General features: G+C 74.0%; 16 protein-coding genes. 7 read left to right on the top strand and 9 right to left on the bottom strand.

From position 1 onward, the window contains the following. The first annotated feature begins 195 nt into the window (after positions 1-195). The gene (locus N6H00_RS01930) at positions 196-1,248 is read left to right on the top strand and encodes an FAD-dependent oxidoreductase (RefSeq protein WP_268969751.1); all 1,053 of its coding nucleotides are present in this window, start codon (positions 196-198) and stop codon (positions 1,246-1,248) included. A 44-nt stretch (positions 1,249-1,292) separates the two neighbouring features. On the opposite strand, the gene N6H00_RS01925 is transcribed toward N6H00_RS01930, so the two are convergent. The 4 genes from N6H00_RS01925 to N6H00_RS01910 all read right to left on the bottom strand — a co-directional run bounded on the left by N6H00_RS01925 (position 1,293) and on the right by N6H00_RS01910 (position 5,021). After that, entirely contained in the window at positions 1,293-1,799 is a 507-nt protein-coding gene (locus N6H00_RS01925; RefSeq protein WP_268969750.1) for a MarR family winged helix-turn-helix transcriptional regulator, read from the bottom strand. Further along, on the bottom strand, positions 1,796-3,490 hold the full coding sequence (locus tag N6H00_RS01920) for an FUSC family protein (protein ID WP_268969749.1): 1,695 nt from the start codon (positions 3,488-3,490) through the stop codon (positions 1,796-1,798). Before N6H00_RS01920 ends, N6H00_RS01925 begins: the two co-directional genes overlap by 4 nt. A 108-nt stretch (positions 3,491-3,598) precedes the next feature. After that, complete coding sequence (locus N6H00_RS01915) at positions 3,599-4,348, bottom strand: class I SAM-dependent methyltransferase (protein WP_268969748.1); 750 nt, start codon at positions 4,346-4,348, stop codon at positions 3,599-3,601. Next, entirely contained in the window at positions 4,302-5,021 is a 720-nt protein-coding gene (locus tag N6H00_RS01910) for an alpha/beta hydrolase fold domain-containing protein (RefSeq protein ID WP_268969747.1), read from the bottom strand. Before N6H00_RS01910 ends, N6H00_RS01915 begins: the two co-directional genes overlap by 47 nt. Before the next feature lie 458 nt (positions 5,022-5,479). Between N6H00_RS01910 and N6H00_RS01905 the strand changes: the two genes are divergently transcribed. After that, on the top strand, positions 5,480-6,427 hold the full coding sequence (locus N6H00_RS01905; RefSeq protein WP_268969746.1) for a GlxA family transcriptional regulator: 948 nt from the start codon (positions 5,480-5,482) through the stop codon (positions 6,425-6,427). A 114-nt stretch (positions 6,428-6,541) separates the two neighbouring features. Further along, positions 6,542-7,540, top strand: a complete 999-nt coding sequence (gene gap, locus N6H00_RS01900; RefSeq protein WP_268969745.1) for a type I glyceraldehyde-3-phosphate dehydrogenase — start codon at positions 6,542-6,544, stop codon at positions 7,538-7,540. Between the two features lie 3 nt (positions 7,541-7,543). On the opposite strand, the gene N6H00_RS01895 is transcribed toward gap, so the two are convergent. Continuing rightward, a complete protein-coding gene (locus tag N6H00_RS01895) occupies positions 7,544-9,100 on the bottom strand; it encodes a PH domain-containing protein (protein ID WP_268969744.1) in 1,557 nt (518 codons plus the stop codon). A gap of 134 nt (positions 9,101-9,234) precedes the next feature. Next, complete coding sequence (locus N6H00_RS01890) at positions 9,235-10,086, bottom strand: helix-turn-helix domain-containing protein (RefSeq protein WP_268969743.1); 852 nt, start codon at positions 10,084-10,086, stop codon at positions 9,235-9,237. A 138-nt stretch (positions 10,087-10,224) separates the two neighbouring features. Between N6H00_RS01890 and N6H00_RS01885 the strand changes: the two genes are divergently transcribed. Then, positions 10,225-10,716, top strand: a complete 492-nt coding sequence (locus tag N6H00_RS01885) for a GNAT family N-acetyltransferase (RefSeq protein ID WP_268969742.1) — start codon at positions 10,225-10,227, stop codon at positions 10,714-10,716. A 10-nt stretch (positions 10,717-10,726) separates the two neighbouring features. Here N6H00_RS01885 and N6H00_RS01880 read toward each other — a convergent pair whose 3' ends face one another. Continuing rightward, positions 10,727-11,737 (bottom strand): MDR family NADP-dependent oxidoreductase, encoded by a 1,011-nt coding sequence (locus N6H00_RS01880; protein ID WP_268969741.1) that lies wholly within the window; start codon positions 11,735-11,737, stop codon positions 10,727-10,729. 214 nt (positions 11,738-11,951) lie between these two features. Here N6H00_RS01880 and N6H00_RS01875 point away from each other — a divergent pair, with 214 nt between their 5' ends. From N6H00_RS01875 to N6H00_RS01865, 3 genes are read left to right on the top strand one after another with little or no spacing between them, the layout of a single operon-like run. After that, positions 11,952-13,205 carry a lycopene cyclase family protein gene (locus N6H00_RS01875; protein ID WP_268969740.1) on the top strand — a complete coding sequence of 418 codons (1,254 nt, stop codon included), beginning with the start codon at positions 11,952-11,954 and terminating at the stop codon, positions 13,203-13,205. Further along, positions 13,202-14,026 (top strand): class I SAM-dependent methyltransferase, encoded by an 825-nt coding sequence (locus tag N6H00_RS01870; protein ID WP_268969739.1) that lies wholly within the window; start codon positions 13,202-13,204, stop codon positions 14,024-14,026. Before N6H00_RS01875 ends, N6H00_RS01870 begins: the two co-directional genes overlap by 4 nt. Next, on the top strand, positions 14,023-15,612 hold the full coding sequence (locus N6H00_RS01865; RefSeq protein WP_268969738.1) for an FAD-dependent oxidoreductase: 1,590 nt from the start codon (positions 14,023-14,025) through the stop codon (positions 15,610-15,612). Before N6H00_RS01870 ends, N6H00_RS01865 begins: the two co-directional genes overlap by 4 nt. Before the next feature lie 613 nt (positions 15,613-16,225). Here N6H00_RS01865 and N6H00_RS01860 read toward each other — a convergent pair. Continuing rightward, positions 16,226-17,275 (bottom strand): DUF5914 domain-containing protein, encoded by a 1,050-nt coding sequence (locus N6H00_RS01860; protein ID WP_268969737.1) that lies wholly within the window; start codon positions 17,273-17,275, stop codon positions 16,226-16,228. After that, complete coding sequence (locus tag N6H00_RS01855) at positions 17,272-18,276, bottom strand: phytoene/squalene synthase family protein (RefSeq protein WP_268976825.1); 1,005 nt, start codon at positions 18,274-18,276, stop codon at positions 17,272-17,274. Before N6H00_RS01855 ends, N6H00_RS01860 begins: the two co-directional genes overlap by 4 nt. Positions 18,277-18,310 lie beyond the last annotated feature (34 nt).

Below are 18,310 nucleotides of genomic sequence, written 5' to 3'. Positions count from 1 at the left end.
ACACGCACCCGGAAGGGGACCAGCTCATCCGGCAGCCCTCAACGGCGGCCCAGAACCTCGGCGATCCGGATGAACCCGTCCGCGACGTGGCCCAGCCCGATGGCGCGGCGGGCCGCGTTCGGCCCAGGCGTTGGCCCCCTGTCCGGTTGGGGCCACTGTCGCCTGGAGAAGCTCGCCGAACGTCGCGGCCGGCCCATGGCCGGCCGGCACACCTGCCACCGAGGACACCGTGGCCGCCGCCAGCGCGCTGGCCGGTGGCGCACCGACGCCGGGACCGGGCAGCGGGCGCTGCGCGAGGCCGGCCTGATCGACCAGTTCCACGCGATTGCCCGTCGTGCGGGACAGGACATGCGTCTTCTCGAGCCGGACGGCACCCTGCTGCTCCAGGAGGACACGCCCGACGACGCCCCGCTCGATCGGCCCGAGGTCGACCGTGCCGATCTGCGCAACCTGCTGCTGGACTCTCTCCCCGAACACGCGGTGCGCTGGGGGCACGTGTTCGCCTCCGCCGACGATGGCCTGCTGCACTTCGCCGACGGCAGCAGTGCGACGTATGACCTGCTGGTCGGCGCCGACGGCGCGAACTCCCGGGTCCGCGCGCTGCTCACCGACGCCCGGCCGACACACACCGGCCAGAACATCGTTGAGCTCGGCATTCCCGACATCGACCGCACCCACCCCGATCTCGCGGCCATGGTCGGGCGCGGCAACTACTGGGTGCTCGGCGACGGACAGTCCCTGGCGGCGCAGCGCAACGGCGACGGCCGCGTACGCATCGGCCTCAGCTTCTACCGCACCGCCGAGGACTGGTTCGCGACCAGCGGGATCCCGTTCGGCGACCCGGCCGCCGCCCGGATGCGGCTGATCGAGCTGTTCACCGGCTGTGACGCCCGGTTCACCGCACTCATCGCGGCCTGCGACGACACGGTTTCGCCGCGGTCGATCACCACTCTCCCGGTCGGCCTGACCTGGCCGTCGAGGCCAGGTGTCACGCTGCTCGGCGACGCCGCGCACCTGATGCCCCCAGTGGGGCAGGGCGCCAACATGGCGCTGCTCGACGGCGCCTTGCTCGGACTCGCGCTGGCCGCGCACCCGGACGACTTTCCCACCGCTGTCAAGGAATACGAACGCGAGATGTTCGAACGCACCAGCGCCGCCGGCCGGCAGTCCGCTCGCGTGCAGGAAACACTGATGTCGCCCGACGCCGCCCAGAAAATACTTGCGTTCTTCCGATCCGGCCGCATGTGACCGCATGTCACCCGCGGTGCGGAGCGGGCTGATCCCCGGACTTCCTAGCGGCGGTGGATTCCCAGGCGGCCTTCCAGCTGGATGAGCAGCTCGCCCAGCTGTTCGGCGAGCTGGTCACGCCGGCCCGCGTCCAGCCCGGCGAGGGCGGCACGTTCGAACGCCAGCTGGGCGGGCAGCACGGTGTCCATGACCTCCCGGCCCGCCTCGGTCAGCCGCACATGCGCCACTCGGCGGTCGCGGTCGTCGGTGTGCCGCTCGACCAGGCCGCGTTCGATCAGCTGCCGCAGCCGCTTGGTGACCGCGGCGCCGGACACGAACGTCTCCCGGGCCAGTTCACCGGGGGTCAGGTCGCGGCCGGTCCGGCGCAGCGCACCCAGCAGGTCGAACTCGGTGCGGGACAGATCCGCGTCCCGCAGGGGTCCGCTCTCCGCCTGCTGGAGAAGCGAGGCGCAGCGGTTGATCCGGCCGATGATCTCCATGGGGCTGGTGTCCAAGCCCGGGTGGACGGCCTTCCACTGCTGCACCACCGCGGCCACGGTGTCATCCGTCATGTCCTCTGCTCCTCGATGAGATGGCGGTCCCTCGCCAGCCCCTGTCGTCGTACCGTCGCGGCGAGCGTACGGTGTGCCCGCTGCTCGGTCCGCATCAGCCTCTCCTCGGGGAGCGCACGCTGCCACCACTCGCCGGCCGCGGTGTCGGCCGCGTCCCGCAGCACCACCAGGCTGGCGGTGAGCCGGCGGCGGGCGGTGGCCAGTTCGGCGGCGGAGCTCGTGGCCGAGGCCAGCACCCGCTCGGCGGTGTCGGTGGCCCGTTCGGCGGCGCCGAGCGCCTGCTCCATGCGGCCGCCGGTGCGCCGGTTGGTGATGAGAATGGCGACGACCATGCCGACCGCCACACCGGCCAGAGTGTCCAGAACGCGGTCGGTGATGAGCTCCCCGGCGGGCCGGACATGGGCGAACTCGGTGATCAGCAGCGCCATCGGGGTGACCGACACCGAGCCGAGCCAGTAGTTGCGGCTGATCAGCATCTCGTTGCAGAAGCTGAAGACGATGCAGAGGATCGCCAGGACCACGACGCTGGTCCGGGCCAGCGGGACGACCGCGGCGAAGACCGCGACCCCGCAGACGTTGCCGACCAGGCGCTGGAGCACACGGTGCCAGGTGAGGGTGACGTTCGCCTGGTAGATCGCCGAGGCCGAGACGATCGCCCAGTACGGGTGGCCGACGCCGAGGGCCAGGCCGACATAGCCGGCCGCGGCGCAGCCGACGGCGCAGCGCACGGCGATGGGCAGCAGCGGTGAGCCGGCCCGCGGCAGACCCCGCAGCAGCGGCTCGCGGCCCTGCTTGCGGCGCCCCTCGCGCTCGGCGCCGACGCCCAGCAGCTCGTCGCCGGTGCCCGCCGGCATCGGCACCTCGGGCAGCGGGCCGCGGCCGCGCACCTGGCGGGCCCACGCGCGCAGCCGGTCGGGATCGCTCGTGCCGGACGGGCCGATGAGGGAGGCTTCGGCGTGCAGGACGAGGTGCTCCAGCGCGTGCCGTACGCCAGTGGGCTTTCCGGTGGCGAGCAGCGACTGCCAGGCGCCGTGCACGGCTGCCGCCGCGGCGTGCCGGGCGCGGCGCCGGCCTGCGCCGTCCGGCGAGACGAGGTAGCCGGCCGCGGCCTCCAGCGCGCGGGCGGTGGCGCGGCGCTCGGGGCCCTCGCGCCGGATCAGCGCGGGGGCCAGGGCGATCAGGCCGCCCAGGATGCCGGCGCCGAGCGTCAGCGCGGTGTGGAAGGGGACCTCGTGCAGCTCCTGCGGTGCGAAGAGGGTGCCGGAGACGACGAAGACGAGGATCACATGGCCGGGCGGGCCGATCCGGGTGGCGTCACACACCGCCTTCTGAAGCCCGGCGATCACCGAGGCGATCGCGATCAGTGCGATGACGCTGTGCACCAGGGAGGCGCAGACCAGCGCCACGGCCATACCCGCGGTCATGCCGATCACGACCCAGACGCCGGCCCGGAGGCGGGCGGCGTACGGCAGGTGGTGTCCGTACAGGGCGCAGAAGGCGCCGGACATCACATACATCGCCAGCTCGCTCCGGCCGATGACCAGCAGCGGCACCAGGACGAGGGTGGCGGCCACCGCGACGCTGGTGGCGGGCTTGAACCAGATGTCGGAGGGCCGGTTGACACGGAGCACGCCGGACAGCGGGAGTCTGCGGATGGGGGGCTGTCTGGTGGCGGGTTCCGTGGTGCTCATACAGATAGGGTACCGGGTATTTTACTAGTAAAAAACTTTGGCGCGCAGCGCACCTGGACGCATCTGCGCGGCCCTCTGGTGCCATGCTCACCCTCGGTCGGCGCGCGGCTACCGGATCGGCGGGATCCGGTACACCGAGACGTGGGAGCGTGACTCGGCGGTGAACTCGGCGCCGGACCAGTCCGCGTGCCTGGTCTCCAGCTCGAATCCGGCGAGCTGGGCCATGAGGTCGAGCTCGGCCGGCCAGATGTAACGGTGCGGGCTGCGGAACAGCCGGGCCTCCTTGGTGTCGTCGAACGAGAAGTGGTGCGACACCACGTGCTGGCGCAGTACGTCGTAGGTGTCCAGACCGATGTAGCCGGGCTCGGTATGACAGACAAGGGCCGTCTGGCCCGGTGGGAGCTTGCGCAGCTCGGGCACCCACAGCTCGATCACGAACCGGCCACCGGGGGTGAGGTGGCGGGCGGCGTTGCGGAAGCACTCGACCTGCTCGGCTTGGGTGAGCAGGTTGGAGATGGTGTTGAAGACGAGATAGACGAGCGTGTACTCCCCGGCCCCGGGGGCCGTGGACGTCGCCATATCACCCACGACCACGGGGATCGTCGCCTCGTCCGCCTTGGTCCGCAGCCGGTCGATCATCGGGAGCGACAGCTCGATCCCGGTGACCGGGACCCCTCGCTCGACGAGCGGGACGGCCACCCGGCCGGTGCCGATGGCGAACTCCAGCGCCGCTCCGCCGCCCGCGAGCTCGGCCAGGCGGTTCACGGCCGGCCCCAAGACCTCGGGCGCGAACATACCCGTGCCGGGCGTGTCATAGCGCTGGGCGGCGTCGGTGTCCCAGATCTCCTCTTGTCTCATGCCGCCAACCTCCACCGTCGGCGTGGCGGACGTCCACCGATTTCTCGCGGAGCGCCGCCCGCGGCGCCACGCTGTCGAAGCCGTGGCAGGCGCCGGGCCGTACGTGCAGTTCGGCCTGGCCGCCGGCCTGGCAGAGCGCGTTCGCGTACGCCACGTCCTCGTCGCGGAACATCTCCGCCGATCCGACGTCGAGGAACGCCGGGGGGAGACAGGACAGATCCGTGGCGCGGGCAGGGGCCGCGTGGGGCGGCAGGTCCGCGGCGCCGTAGCGGTCACCCAGCGGCGCTTTCCAGGCGGTCTCGGCGGAGACGAGGTCCCACCCGCCGAGGCCCGACATCTGGTGGCTGGAGACGGTGCCTGCGCGGTCGTCCAGCATCGGGCACAGCAGGAGCTGCCCGAGGAGGCCGGGGCCGCCGCGGTCCCGGGCCAGCAGGGCGAGGGCCGCGGCGAGACCGCCCCCGGCGCTCTTTCCGCCGATGATGACGCGGCCGGCGTCGATATCCAGTTCGCCCGCGTGCCCGGCCGCCCGGACCAGTCCCGCGTAGCAGTCCGCCAGCGGGCCGGGGTACCGCGTTCCCGGTGCCAACCGGTACTCGGCCGAGAGGACGGCCATCTCCGGCGGGAGGGCCCACTCGCGGAGGATCCGCGGCAGCACCGACCACGCGTTGCCCATAGCAGCGGCAGCGGCAGCGGCCCGCTCAGCCCGGTGGGCAGCACGCTCACGAGCGTGACCTCGGGTCCGTCCCACGGTCCCGGAACAGACAGCTCCGTCACCTCGAAACGGCCATCGGCCCGCAGCTCCTCGGCCGTCGGCCCGGGCCGGGGCGCGGCATCCCGCTCCTGCCGGGCCGCGAGGTTCTCCGGAGTGACCGGCTTCGTCGGTCCGTTGCCCAAGGACGCCGGCACGGCGCCCCGTTCAGGGGCGAAGGGTGGGACGGCCGTCGGCCTCGGCGCAGGGGCGGGCTCCATACCGCGCATCCGAGCATCCGCCAGGTGCCGCAACAACCCGGCCCGGCCGGCGCCCTTGGTGTCCGTCCGCCGGCCAGTGGCACGATGCTTGCGACAGCTGCCATCGCGGTCACGGGAGCGAGCGGATGCCCGTCGGATCGCGGGAGGGTCGAAGGAGGCCCGATGAGTCGGAAGAACCACCGCGTCGCCGTGCTCGTGCTCGAAGGTGCCAAGCCCCTCGACGTCGGCATCCCCGCGCAGGTGTTCTCCCACCGGTCGAGCATGCCCTACGAGGTGCGGGTGTGCGGCGCCGCGCCCGGACTCGTGGCCGGCGGTGACGGCCTGTCGTACCACGTGGCCGAGGGCCTCGAGGCATTCGAGCACGCCGACACCGTCTTCATCCCCGGCTATCGGGATCCGGCGACCACGGAGCCGCCGACGGCGGTCGTCGACGCGCTCATGGCCGCCCACGAGCGGGGGACACGGCTCGCGGCCATCTCGACGGGGGCGTTCGCGCTGGCGGCGACGGGCCTGCTCGACGGCAAGCGGGCGACGACCCACTGGCACTACACGAAGGCGCTCGCCGAGCGGCATCCGCTGGTGAAGGTGGACGAGAACGTGCTGTTCGTGGACGAGGGCGAGGTGCTCACCTCGGCGGGCGCGGCATCCGGTATCGACCTGTGCCTGCACCTGGTGCGGCGCGACCACGGTGTCGGGCTCTCCAACCACGTGGCGAGACGGCTGGTGGCGGCGCCCTACCGCAGCGGTGGGCAGGCGCAGTACGTGCCGCGCAGCGTGCCCGAGCCGCTCGGCGACCTGTTCGCGAGCACACGTGAGTGGGCCCTGGCGCACCTCGCCGAACCGCTGACCCTCGAGGCGCTCGCCCGCAACGCGCGGGTCTCGGCGCGCACTTTCTCCCGGCGGTTCGTGGAGGACACCGGCTACACACCGATGCAATGGGTGCTCCGGGCCCGCGTGGACCTGGCCCGCGAACTGCTCGAACGCACCGATCTGGGTGTGGAGCAGATCGCCGACCGGGTCGGGCTCGGCACCGGCGCGAACCTGCGTCTGCACTTCCAGCGCATCCTCGGCACCTCCCCGACGGAGTACCGGCACACCTTTTCCGCCTGACGTGTGGCCGGGGTCCGGCCGGTGTGGCGAGATACTTGCGTGTGCTGTCGTTCGGGCCACTGTCGGTCCGGTATCCGGATGCCGACGATGGGAGGCGAAACGAAAGGAATCTCCATGACCCGCATCGCCGTCAACGGATTCGGCCGCATCGGACGCAACACCCTCCGCGCCCTGTTCGAGCGCGACAGCGACCTCGAGGTGGTCGCCATCAACGACCTCACCGCCCCCGAAACCCTCGCCCACCTGCTCAAGTTCGACAGTTCGCTCGGCCGCCTCGGCCGCTCCGTCGAGGCCGACGGAACCGAGCTGGTGGTCGAGGGCCGCCGCATCAAGGTGCTCGCCGAACGCGAGCCCGCCAAGCTGCCGTGGGCCGAACTCGGCGTCGAGCTCGTGCTCGAGTCCACCGGCCGCTTCACCGCGGCGGACGCGGCCCGCGCACACATCACCGCGGGTGCCAAGCGGGTGCTGGTGAGCGCGCCCTCCGCAGGCGCCGACGTCACGCTCGCCTACGGTGTGAACACCGATGCCTACGACCCCGCGGAACACGTGGTCGTCTCGAACGCCTCGTGCACCACGAACGCGCTGGCCCCGCTGGCGTCCGTGCTGGACGACCTGGCCGGCATCGAGCACGGCTTCATGACCACGGTGCACGCCTACACCCAGGAGCAGAACCTCCAGGACGGCCCCCACCGCGACCTGCGCCGCGCCCGCGCCGCCGGGGTGAACATCGTGCCCACCACCACCGGGGCCGCCAAGGCCATCGGCCTGGTGCTGCCGAACCTCGACGGCAAGCTGTCCGGCGACTCGATCCGCGTACCGGTCCCGGTGGGTTCGATCGTGGAGCTGAACACCGCGGTCTCGCGCGAGGTCACCCGCGACGAGGTGCTCGCGGCCTACCGCGCCGCCGCCGACGGCAAGCTCAAGGGCATCCTCGAGTACGCCAGTGAGCCGCTGGTCTCCAGCGACATCACCGGCCACCCGGCGTCGTCGATCTTCGACGCCGCGCTCACCCGCGTCGACGGCAAGCACATCAAGGTGGTGGCCTGGTACGACAACGAGTGGGGCTTCTCCAACCGCGTCATCGACACGCTCGAGCTGCTCGCGCGCGGCTGACCGTCAGGGGTTCGCGGCAGGGCCCAGTTCGCGGATGACGCGGGTCAGGTCGGCCGGGGCGGCCGCCAGGCGGACCGGCTTGCCCGCGTCGTCCAGTTCGGCGATGTGCCAGCTTCTGGGGACGGTGTCGCCGTCGCCACCCCGGACGCGCCGCACGTTCCTGACGGTGAGCCGCTCCACCGGTATCCGTTTCGCCGCGAAACGGCCCGGACCGGGGTGAGGTGTCACCGCGGCTGGGCCGCCACCGAGGACGATGTGCGTGCCGAAGCCGTGCGGGTTGTAGTCGGTGTGCTCCAGGAAGCGGGCGGCCAGGAACACGTCCTGCTTCTGCCTCTCCTTCTCCGGCTCCGTCTCCTCCGACGAGACGGACACCTCGGCCGTGGTCGCCTCTGGTGTGCGGACCCGGGTGGCGCGCCACGCCCAGGTGAACAGGCCCACAGTGGCCAGTGAGCCCGCGGCCGCCCACGCGATCGCCCCGCGGGAGGTGAGCAGGGTCGTGGGGTGGAGGTAACACAGGGGCAGCAGCCACAGCGCGGTACCGGCGAGCGCCCCCGCGAACGGAACGGCCGACGGGAGGACGTCGTCATCGGGCAGCCGGCGCCCGCGCAGGCGCAGCAGGACCTGGGCCGCGGGACACCCCGCGGCGAGGGCGAGCGTGGCCGTGACGACGGCCAGTTCCCCGGCGCCGGTCATGTGCGCGCGCCATACGTGGCCCGCGCCGGCGACCTCCCTCACCCGGCCCCGCCAGACGGTCAGCCGGACCCTGTCACCGGCCCGGAAGTCCTCCGCGGCCTCGCGTGAGACGGCCAGCCGCGGCAGCGGCCGGCTGTTGGTGAAGTACAGCCAGCTGTCTCGTTTGGGCTGGTTGGCCTCGGTCCGCGCGATCACGGCCGACAGGGTGGTCCGGCACTCTCCCCGAAGGGCGGGCGCCTTGGCGGTGCACGCGGCGGCGGACCGCCACGCCCGCTCGTCCGAGGCTGCGTCGGGCACGAACGACGCGGCCACGCCCGCGCCCCCGAGCAGCAGGACGCACAGGCCCAGCGGCACGACCCAGCCGCGCCCGGCGGTGCGGTTCGAGACGACGGGGACATGGCTCGACTCCGGAGTCCCGTAGTGGCGGTGCAGCGCGCGGAGCGCGTCCAGCCGCGCGTCGAAGGCCGGGTCGTCGGATGACCGGCTCCGCGGCAGGGGAAGCAGCCGCTTGCGTCCGTCGCGCAGCGCCAGGCTGACCCGACGGGTCTCCTGGCCCCGGGAGGTGTTCACATACGTCAGGCGTACGCGCAGGTCGGCGATGTCATGCCACGGCACGCTCCGGCGGCGCAGCAGCGTGCGCACATGCAGCCCGTGTGCGTCGGCACGCACCCGGACCGTGACCGCGCGGAGCGAGACCAGGCCGGTCAGCGCGGCCGGCAGGCCGATGCCCAGCCCCACGTCCCAGAGCGTGCCCTGGTACGCCATGCGCACCGTGGCCAGCGTCACCCCGGCCGCCCCGAGTGCGACGAAGAACCACAGGGTGCGCCTCCAGAGGGGACGACACGTCACTTCCCGGACATCGGCCATGTGCGCATCCTGCCATCTGCCGCCATCTTCCGTACGCGGAGCCGAAGATGCTCAAGCGGCTGACGCCGCACCGGCACGCGCCCAACCCGGCCCGCGCCGGCCACCGGGTGCGGCGGGACGGCCGCGAGCGGGGCTCAGGAGCGGTCCGCACCGCGTGGCGCGGGCCGGGTGCGTGTCGCGTGGATCGAGCCGAGCAGGTGCAGGGCTTCCGCGCTGCTGCTGCCCGGCTCCGCGTGGTAGATGACGAGTTGCTGGCCCGGGGCCTGACGCACGTCGAATGCCTGGTAGTCGAGGGTGAGCGGACCGACGTCGGGGTGCAGGAACCGCTTGGCCTCATGGGTCTTGCCGCGCACGGTGTGGCTGTCCCACAGACGGGCGAAGTCCGCGCTGCTCCGGGTCAGGGTGTCCACGAGTTCACGCAGGCGCGGGTTGTCCGGCTCGTAGCCGGCCGCGTGGCGCAGATTCGCGACGGTGGCCTGGGCCGCCCTGTTCCAGTCCGTGTAGAAGGTGCGGCCCGCGGGGTCCGCGAACGCCATGCGGGCCAGGTTGTCCGCGGGGCGGAACGGCGAGTAGAGGGCGTCGGCGAGCGCGTTGCCGGCGAGGATGTCCAGGGTCCGGTTGAGCACGAAGGCGGGGGTGTGCGGATAGCCGTCCAGCAGTTGCCGCAGCGCGGCGCTGACCTGGTCGGACACCCGGGGCGCGGGGTCGCCGGGCGCCGTGCCTGCGAGCCGGTACAGATGTCCCCGCGCGTCGTCGTCGAGCCGCAGCGCGCGGCTGAGCGCGTCGAGCACCTGGGCGGAGGGGTGGCGCTCCCGGCCCTGCTCCAGGCGGGTGTAGTAGTCGGCGTTGACGCCGGCGAGCACCGCGACCTCCTCGCGGCGCAGCCCGGGGACACGGCGGGTGCCGTAGCTCGCCATGCCGACCTCATCGGGCCGCAGGCCGGACCTGCGGCTTCGCAGGAACTCTCCCAGGTCGTTGTCAGCCATGCCGCCAGGCTACGCGGCGCCGCGACCGGGTGCCTGGGTGTGCCGCACCCAGGCACGAGGCGCCCTGGCCGACCGGTGCGGCTCTTGCCGGAAGAACAGACGAGATTGCCGACGGCAAGCCCCCTTATGCTGTCGGCCATGTTGACGTTGGAACGGCTCCGGGCCGACCACGCGCCCGCCCTGCTGGCCTTCGAGCGTGAGAACCGGGAGTACTTCGCCCGGACAATCTCGGACCGCGGGGACGCGTACTTCGCCGAGTTCGCCTCCTTCCACCGTGCCCGGCTCGCCGAACAGGACGCCGGTGTGTGCCACTTCCACCTCGTCCTGGACGACCAGGGAGAGCTGGTCGGCCGGGTCAACCTCGTGGACGTCGACGACGGGGACGCCGAACTCGGCTACCGGATCGGCGAGCGCGCCGCGGGCCGGGGAGTGGCGACGGCCGCGGTGCGGGAAGTGTGCCGCCTGGCCGCCACGGCCTACCGGCTGTCCACCCTCACCGCGGTCACCACCCTCGACAACAGGGCCTCCAGGACCGTGCTCGGCCGTAACGGATTCACCGTGGTGGGATACACCGTCGTCGGTGGACGCCCGGGAGTGCGGTACCGGCGCCGGCTCGTCGCGACACGCTGATCACCGCGTCTCACAGCTCCACGAGGACGGCACCCAGATGGCGTCCCTCGGTCAGCTCGCGCAGCGCCCGGGGTGCCTGCTCGACGCCGTGCAGCCGGGCGTGCGGGAAGGTGAGGGTGCCCGCGCGCAGGCCCTCGGCGAAGCGCCGGTTCCACTGGGGGATCAGGTCCAGGTGGTCGTAGAGGGCGATACCCCGCAGGGTGATGCCACGGGAGAGCAGCGAGAGCGTGTCCAGCTCGGTCCTGGCGGCAGCCGTGCCGTCCGCCGAGAGCTGACTGGCCAGGGCGCCCACGAGGGCGATCCGGGCGCCCCTGTTGGCGACGGCCAGGGCGGCCACCAGCTGCTCGCCGCCCACGTTGTCGAAGACCGCGTCGACGCCGTCCGGAGCGGCCTCGCGCAGCTGGTCCTCGAGGGGGCCCGCGCCACGGATGACCACCGCGTCATAGCCCAGCTCCTTGACCAGCCGGTCGGCCTTCTGGCGCGAGCCGGTGCTCCCGATGACCCGGACCGCGCCGAACTGCCGGGCGATCTGTCCCGCCAGGGAGCCCACACCGCCCGCCGCCCCGGTGACGAACACCGTGTCGCCGGGCCGTACTTCGGCGCCGCGCTCGATGCCCATCAGGGCGGTGGGGCCCTGGGAGAGGTACGCGGCCGGGTCGGACATCAGGCCCGGCTCCAGGCGGTGCGCCGCGTCCGCGCCGACCAGCGCGTACTCGCGCCAGCCCAGCCGGTGCTCCACCAGGTCGCCGGGGGCGAGGCCGGTCCCGGGGGCGGCCACCACCTCGCCGATCGCCGGACCGTGCAGCGGCGCCCCGATCTCGAAGGACGGCATCGGCACATCCGTGGTCTCGTCCATCAGGGTGCGCATCACGGCGGCGACGCCCATGTGGGTGTTGCGGACGAGAACCTGACCCGGCCCCGGCTCGGGGACCGGCACTTCCACGATCTCGAAGAGGTCATCGGTCACCGGCCCGGTGGGGCGGGCGGCCAAGCGGACTTCACGGTGCGTGCGGTTCACCATGGACCACAGAAAACGCGACGCACGCCGCAAGGTCAATCCCGGTCCGGGCGCTGTCGCCCTTCCGTACGGCGGAACCGTCACAGCAGGCCCCGCCCGCCGGTGATGATGCCCGCGCGTCGTACCGACCCGCGCCGCCCGCCGGGCGGAACACTGGACGGTCCGTGGTCCCGCGAAGCGGGCCCGGCAACCCTGGAGGACGTGGGAGGCATCCGGCATGCGGGAGGCGGACACGGACATCGTCGTGGTCGGCGCGGGTGCCGCCGGGCTCTCGCTCGCCGACCGGCTGACCCGTCCCGGCGGGGCGCGGCCCGGCCCGTCCGTCGTCCTGGTGTCCGCGCCGCCGGGGCCGGCCCGCCCCGCCGAGCGCACCTGGTGCTTCTGGGAGCCGCCCGGAGGGGACTACGACGACGCCGTGGTCGGCTTCTGGGAGCGGCTGCGGGTACGGGCGCCCGGCGGGGCGACGGTGGAGGCCAGGCCCGTCCCGCTGCGCTACAAGATGATCCGCTCACGCGGTTTCGAGGCGCTGCTGCGGCAGCGGCTGGCCGGCCGGCCGGTGTTCCGCGGGGTCGAGGCCACGGTCGCGGAGGTACGGGACGTGCGGGGCGGAGCCGAGGTGCGCGGGACCACGGCCGGGGGCGCGCCGCTGACGCTGCGGGCCCGCTGGGTCTTCGACTCCCGGCCGCCGCCCCGGCTGCCACCCGCACGGACCGTACTGCTCCAGCACTTCCGCGGCTGGTTCCTGCGCACCGAGCGCCCCGCCTTCGACCCGGAAGCCGCCGAGCTCATGGACTTCCGCACCCCGCAGCCCGCCCGTGGCCTGTCGTTCGGTTACGTCCTTCCGCTGGGCGCGCGGGAGGCGTTGGTGGAGTACACCGAGTTCTCGCCCCGTGTCCTCGGCGGTGCGGCCTACGACCGGCTCCTGGGCCACTACGCACGGGAGGTGCTCGGCGTGGGCGCGGCCCGGATCGTCGCCGCCGAACAGGGCGTGATCCCGATGACCGACGCCGTCTTCCCCCGGCGGGCCGGCGCGTCGGTCTTCCGCATCGGCGCGGCGGGCGGAGCCACGCGCCCCGCCACCGGATACACCTTCACCGCCGTACGCCGGCAGGCCGCCGCGATCGCCGACGCCTGCCGCGCCGGCCGGGTGCCGGTGCCGCCGCCCGCCCACAGCGCCCGGACGCGGGCCATGGACGCGGTCCTGCTGCGCGCCCTGGACCGGGGCAGGATCGACGGGCCGCGGTTCTTCACCGGACTCTTCCGCCACTGCCCGGCCGAGCGGCTGCTGCGCTTCCTCGACGGGGACACCCGTCTCCTGGAGGACCTGGCCGTCGGGCTGCGGACCCCCGTGCCGGCCATGCTGCGCACCGCCGCCGAGCTGCCGCTGCTGCCCCGCCGCGCACCCGGCCGGTGCGCGTACCCCGCCCCCGTCTCCCTGCCCGTATCCGGCCCGGCAGGGGAGCGTTCATGACACCGGCCGGGACACCGCCACCCGACTCGGCCGGGCCACCGCCGCCCGATCCCGCCGGGTCACGCCACGCCGAGCCGCTGCGCGGCGAGGAGCTGTCGGCCGCGTTCGACCACGCGGCCCGCCGCTACGACCGTCTGGTGGCCGTGAACCCCGGCTACCACGCCCATCTGCGGCGTTCCGCGCGCAGACTGCGGCTCCCCGGGGACGGGGCACGGCTGCGGCTGCTCGACCTCGGCTGCGGCACCGGCGCCTCGACGGCGGCGCTGCTGCGCGCCGCGCCGCTGGCCGCCATCACCGCCGTGGACGCCTCGGCGGGCATGCTGGCACGCGCGCTGGCCAAACGCTGGCCACCGAACGTGCGGTTCGTGCACGCACCCGTGGAGCGGATCGCCGAAGCGGGGCTCGGCGGCCGCTACGACGCCGCCTTCGCCGCGTACCTCTTCCGCAACGTCGGGGACCCGGACGCCGTGCTGGCGGCGGTGCGGACCCTGCTGCGGCCCGGCGGGCGGCTCGCCGTCCACGAGTACACCCTGAGCGGCGGGCCGTCGGCCCGCCTCGTCTGGACGGTGGTGCACCGGGCGGTCGTGCTGCCCCTCGGCACCCTCATGGGCGACGGCGGGCTCTACCGCCATCTGGGGCGCAGCGTCGCGGAGTTCGACACCGTGGACGCCTTCGCGGCCCGGATGCGCCGCGCCGGTTTCGACCGGGTACGCAGCGCCCCGATGCCCGGCTGGCAGACCGGCATCGTGCACACGGTCGTCGGCAGCGCTCCCGAGACAGCCGCACCCACGCGGCGGGCCGGGGGAGGGGCGGCCGGGTGACGGGCGGGCGCGCAGGCGGAGCGGCGGTGCCCCGCCGGGGCAGGGACCGGCGGGCGCGGCGGCTCCCGGCGGCCCCCGGAGCGGCCCGGGTCACGGGGGAGCCGCCCGGCGTGGCGGTGGTGGGCGGCGGCATCGCGGGACTGGCGGCGGCCACGGCACTGGCCGAGCGCGGTGTCCGGGTCACCCTGTTCGAGCGGGCTCCGTGGCTCGGCGGACGGCTCGCCGGGTGGCCGGTGCAACTGGCCGACGGCTCCCGCGCCACCATGAGCCGCGGATTCCACGCCTTCTTCCGGCAGTACTACAACCTGCGAGGGCTGCTCCGGCGGGCCGATCCCACCCTGGCCACCCTCACCCCGCTGCCCGACTATCCGCTGTGGCACGGCAGCGGACTGCGGGACAGCTTCGCGCACGTCCCCCGCACCCCGCCGTGGAGCGCCCTCGGCTTCGTCGCGCTCAGCCCGTCCTTCGGCTGGGCCGATCTGGCCCGGATGCGCGTCCGGGCCGCGCTGCCCTTGCTCGATGTGCGGATGCCGGAGGTGTACGAGCGTCTGGACGGGACCAGCGCCCGGGAGTACCTCGACGCCATCGGGTTTCCCCCGGCCGCCCAGCACCTGGCGTTCGAGGTGTTCTCGCGCAGTTTCTTCGCCGACCCGGGCGAGTTGTCCGCCGCCGAACTGGCGCTGATGTTCCACATCTACTTCCTGGGATCGAGCGAGGGCCTGCTCTTCGACGTCCCCGGCGAACCCTACCCGCGGGCCCTGTGGCAGCCACTGGCCGGCTATCTGCGCGGACACGGCGTGGACATCCGCACCTCGGCCCCCGTGGCCGCCGTACGGCCCGTGGCGGGCGGGGGAATCGAACTCCTCGGGGCCACGGGGCGGGACGCGCGGTACGCGGCGGTGGTGCTGGCGCTGGACGCGGCCGGGCTGCGGCGGCTGGTCGCTGACTCGCCGCACCTGGGCGACGAGGAGTGGCGCACCCGTATCGGACGGCTGCGCACCGCGCCCCCCTTCCTGGTCTCCCGGCTCTGGCTGGACCGGCCGGTCGCCGCGCACCGCCCCGGCTTCCTGGGCACCAGCGGCCTCGGACCGCTGGACAACGTCAGCGTGCTGGAACGGTGGGAGGGCGAAGCGGCCCGCTGGGCGGCCCGCACCCGCGGATCCGTGGTGGAACTGCACGCCTACGCCGTCCCGCCGGAGGCGGACCGGGCCGTACAGCAGGAACTGCTCGTCGACCGGCTGCGCCGCGTCTACCCCGAGACGCGGGACGCCCGGCTGATCGACGCACGCCACGAGTGGCACGACGACTGCCCGTTGTTCCCGGTGGGCGGCTTCCGCGACCGGCCGTCCGTGCGCACCCCGGACCCGGCCGTCGTGCTGGCCGGCGACCATGTGCGCACCGATCTTCCGGTGGCGCTCATGGAACGGGCCGCGACGACCGGCTTCCAGGCGGCGAACGCCCTGCTGGAGCGGTGGGGAGTGCACGGCCAGACACTGTGGACAGTACCCACGCGGGGACGGTCGACGCCGTTGCGCGCCCTGTCCCGGCTGGGCGGCCATGACCTGACGCGCTCCACCGACCACTGAGAGGGGGACCCGGGCACCGGGCGCCGACACCGGATACATCGGTCGCCGACACCGGCACCGAGCCCCGACACGGGCCCCGGCACCGGGCATGGGCACCGGCACGGGCGCTGACACCGGGCACGAGCACGACACGGGCCCCGACACGGGCCCCGACACGGGCCCCGGCACGGGCATCGGCACGGGCATCGGCACCGGGCATGGGCACCGGCACGGGCCCCGGCACCGGGCATGAGCACGGGCACCGGCACGGGCATGGGCACGGGGCATCGGCAGCGACACGGGCGCCGGGCATGGGCACCCAGCGCCGGCATGCGCACGGGCGCCGACACCAGGCATGGCACCGAGCCCCTACACGGGCCCCGGCACCGGGCATCAGGCACCAAGCACCGCATCGGCACGGGCGCCGGCACCGGGCATCAAGCACCGGCATGGGCAGGGGCATCGGCACGGGCACCGGCGCCGGCATGGGCGCCGGGCACCGAGCACCGCACCGGACGTCGGGCACCGACACGGGCGCCGGCACCGGGCATCAGGCACCAAGCACCGGCACGGGCATGGGCACCGGCACGGGCATCGGCATCGGCGCCGGTGCGGGCAAGCGCGGGGGCAGTTGTCAGCCGGGGAAGCGGCCGTCGTGGCGCAGCTGCCACCGGCGCTCGGCGTACGCCAGGTCGTCCCGCCACAGTCGGCGCGCCGCGGCCCGCATCAGGGGCCGTAGCAGCGGCGCCGACGCACGGGCCAGGGCGAAACCGGGCCGGTCCGAGGTGGCGACGACCGCCTCCACGACGGCGGTGCGCGGCGGGCCACCGGCCGCCGGTGTCACGGGGGTGGCGTGGGTCTCCACCACCGATCCGGCTCCCTCGCCGTCGGCGATGCGCATGACGACGGTACGGGGCTCGGGCGCGGTGAACACGGCGCGCACCGGCACCACGGCCCGCCCCGCGACCTTGAAGGACACGTCCACCGCGAAGCCGTCGTCGCCCGAACCGGACCTGGACCCGGACTCGAACCCGGACCCGTCTCCGTCTTCAGGGGTGCGCACCACCGTCAGATCGGTGAAGGAGTACGGATGGAACCAGCCGCCGTGCCAGGGGTCGAGCCGGTTGGCCACCACGTCCTGCGGTTCGCAGCGGCCCACAGCCGTGTGCACCGCGGTCAGCGAGCGCTTCGGGGCGGGCCGATCCGGCACCACGGGCCGCTCCAGGGGCTCCTCGCCCCCCACCGCGTCCAGTCGCACCCACACCAGCACCCCGTCGTCGTGCACGGGATACGGTTCCCAGCCCGCGAACGGCGAGCCGTCCAGGGCGAGTCCGTGCCAGTGGCAGATCAGCGCGGAGCACCGCACCGAGCCGCCGCGCAGCGGGGCGCCCAGATGGGGACAGACGCCGGGGCCCGCCCGCCGCCGCCCGTCGGAGCCGCGCCAGAGCACGACCTCGGCGCCGGCCACCGTGCGCCCCACCGGACCCGGGCCGGCCAGGTCGCGGCCGGCCCCGACCACGTACCAGTTGCCGGACGGACGGGCGGTGGCCCGTCCGAGCGCCTCCGCGATGACCCCGGGTTTCGCGTCGCGCCAGGTCGGCCGCTGATCCTCCCAGCGTGCGGAGCGACGACGCAGCCGCAGCGGCGGATGCCACCGGTCCCGTTCCCGCGCGCCGCCGGTCACGCCGTGCCTCCCCGCGCCGCCACGGCCTCCGGGCCAGGCGCGGGCCGCATGCCACGCCGACCGGCCCTCGCGCGCAGCCGGGCCGCGGCCACCCGGCCCAGGCCGTCGAAGGCGACGGCCGCCCGGCGGCGGTGCGGCACGACGGCCCTGTGGTGCAGTACCGGGTAGTCATCGGCCGTGATGGCGTCGAGGATGCCCCCGTAGAGCACGAAGGCGGTCCGGATGCATGGCCGGGCCAGTGGGTCGAGCATGGCCAAGCCGGGCGCCGCCTCCTGGTAGACGCCACGGGTGAGGTCCGCGACGGCCGCCAGGGCCGCCCGGATCCGCGGATCGCGGACCCCGGTGTCCCGGCTCCACCGCAGCAGCTCCCGGTCGACGCCGTGCGCCGCGAGCAGGTCGGCCGGCAGGTACACCCGTCCCCGGTCGAGGTCCTCGCCGACGTCGCGCAGGAAGTTGGTCAGCTGGAAGGCGACACCGAGCGCGGCGGCGTGCGGCGCGGCCACCTCGCGCGGCACGACCGTACCGAGGACGGGCAGCATCTGGAGTCCGATGGCGGCGGCGGAGCCGTGCATGTACGTCATCAGCGCGTCGTAGTCGGCGTACTCGGTGACCGTCAGATCGCGGTGCATGGAGACCATGAAGTCGTGAAAGTGCCGGTGGTCGATGCCGTGGACGGCGGCGGTGTGCGCCAGGGCCCGGACCACCGGCTCGTCGTGGCTGCCGCCGTCGCGCAGCCCGTCCTCCAGCCGGTTCCACAGGGTGCGCAGCGCCCGCGCGCGGACGTCGGGGGCCATGGCGGAGCCCTGGTCGTCGACGATGTCGTCGGCCCAGCGGGCGAAGCCGTACAGGGCGTGCACGGCGGGACGCCTGGCCGGCGGGAGCAGCCGGGTGGCGAGGAAGTATGTCTTGCCGTGGCGGGCGTTGAGGCGTCGGCACCGCCGGTAGGCGTCCCGCAGGGCGGGCTCGGTGATACCCGCCGCGTCGAGCTCCCGCTCCGCCACGAGCGGTGCTGTCCGTACCCTGGAGCGGACCGGA

The organism is Streptomyces sp. S465, assembly GCF_026898115.1.
Classification (GTDB): Bacteria; Actinomycetota; Actinomycetes; order Streptomycetales; family Streptomycetaceae; genus Streptomyces; species Streptomyces luomodiensis.
Note: the sequence above shows the minus strand (reverse complement) of the source record. Positions and strands in the feature narration are given on the sequence as shown.

Excerpts from the sequence above, each read along its gene's own strand:
- N6H00_RS01930 (WP_268969751.1), top strand. The coding sequence starts at position 196 with ATGGCCGGCCGGCACACCTGCCACCGAGGACACCGTGGCCGCCGCCAG.
- N6H00_RS01925 (WP_268969750.1), bottom strand. The coding sequence starts at position 1,799 with ATGACGGATGACACCGTGGCCGCGGTGGTGCAGCAGTGGAAGGCCGTC.
- N6H00_RS01920 (WP_268969749.1), bottom strand. The coding sequence starts at position 3,490 with ATGAGCACCACGGAACCCGCCACCAGACAGCCCCCCATCCGCAGACTC.
- N6H00_RS01915 (WP_268969748.1), bottom strand. The coding sequence starts at position 4,348 with ATGAGACAAGAGGAGATCTGGGACACCGACGCCGCCCAGCGCTATGAC.
- N6H00_RS01910 (WP_268969747.1), bottom strand. The coding sequence starts at position 5,021 with ATGGGCAACGCGTGGTCGGTGCTGCCGCGGATCCTCCGCGAGTGGGCC.
- N6H00_RS01905 (WP_268969746.1), top strand. The coding sequence starts at position 5,480 with ATGAGTCGGAAGAACCACCGCGTCGCCGTGCTCGTGCTCGAAGGTGCC.
- gap (WP_268969745.1), top strand. The coding sequence starts at position 6,542 with ATGACCCGCATCGCCGTCAACGGATTCGGCCGCATCGGACGCAACACC.
- N6H00_RS01895 (WP_268969744.1), bottom strand. The coding sequence starts at position 9,100 with ATGGCCGATGTCCGGGAAGTGACGTGTCGTCCCCTCTGGAGGCGCACC.
- N6H00_RS01890 (WP_268969743.1), bottom strand. The coding sequence starts at position 10,086 with ATGGCTGACAACGACCTGGGAGAGTTCCTGCGAAGCCGCAGGTCCGGC.
- N6H00_RS01885 (WP_268969742.1), top strand. The coding sequence starts at position 10,225 with ATGTTGACGTTGGAACGGCTCCGGGCCGACCACGCGCCCGCCCTGCTG.
- N6H00_RS01880 (WP_268969741.1), bottom strand. The coding sequence starts at position 11,737 with ATGGTGAACCGCACGCACCGTGAAGTCCGCTTGGCCGCCCGCCCCACC.
- N6H00_RS01875 (WP_268969740.1), top strand. The coding sequence starts at position 11,952 with ATGCGGGAGGCGGACACGGACATCGTCGTGGTCGGCGCGGGTGCCGCC.
- N6H00_RS01870 (WP_268969739.1), top strand. The coding sequence starts at position 13,202 with ATGACACCGGCCGGGACACCGCCACCCGACTCGGCCGGGCCACCGCCG.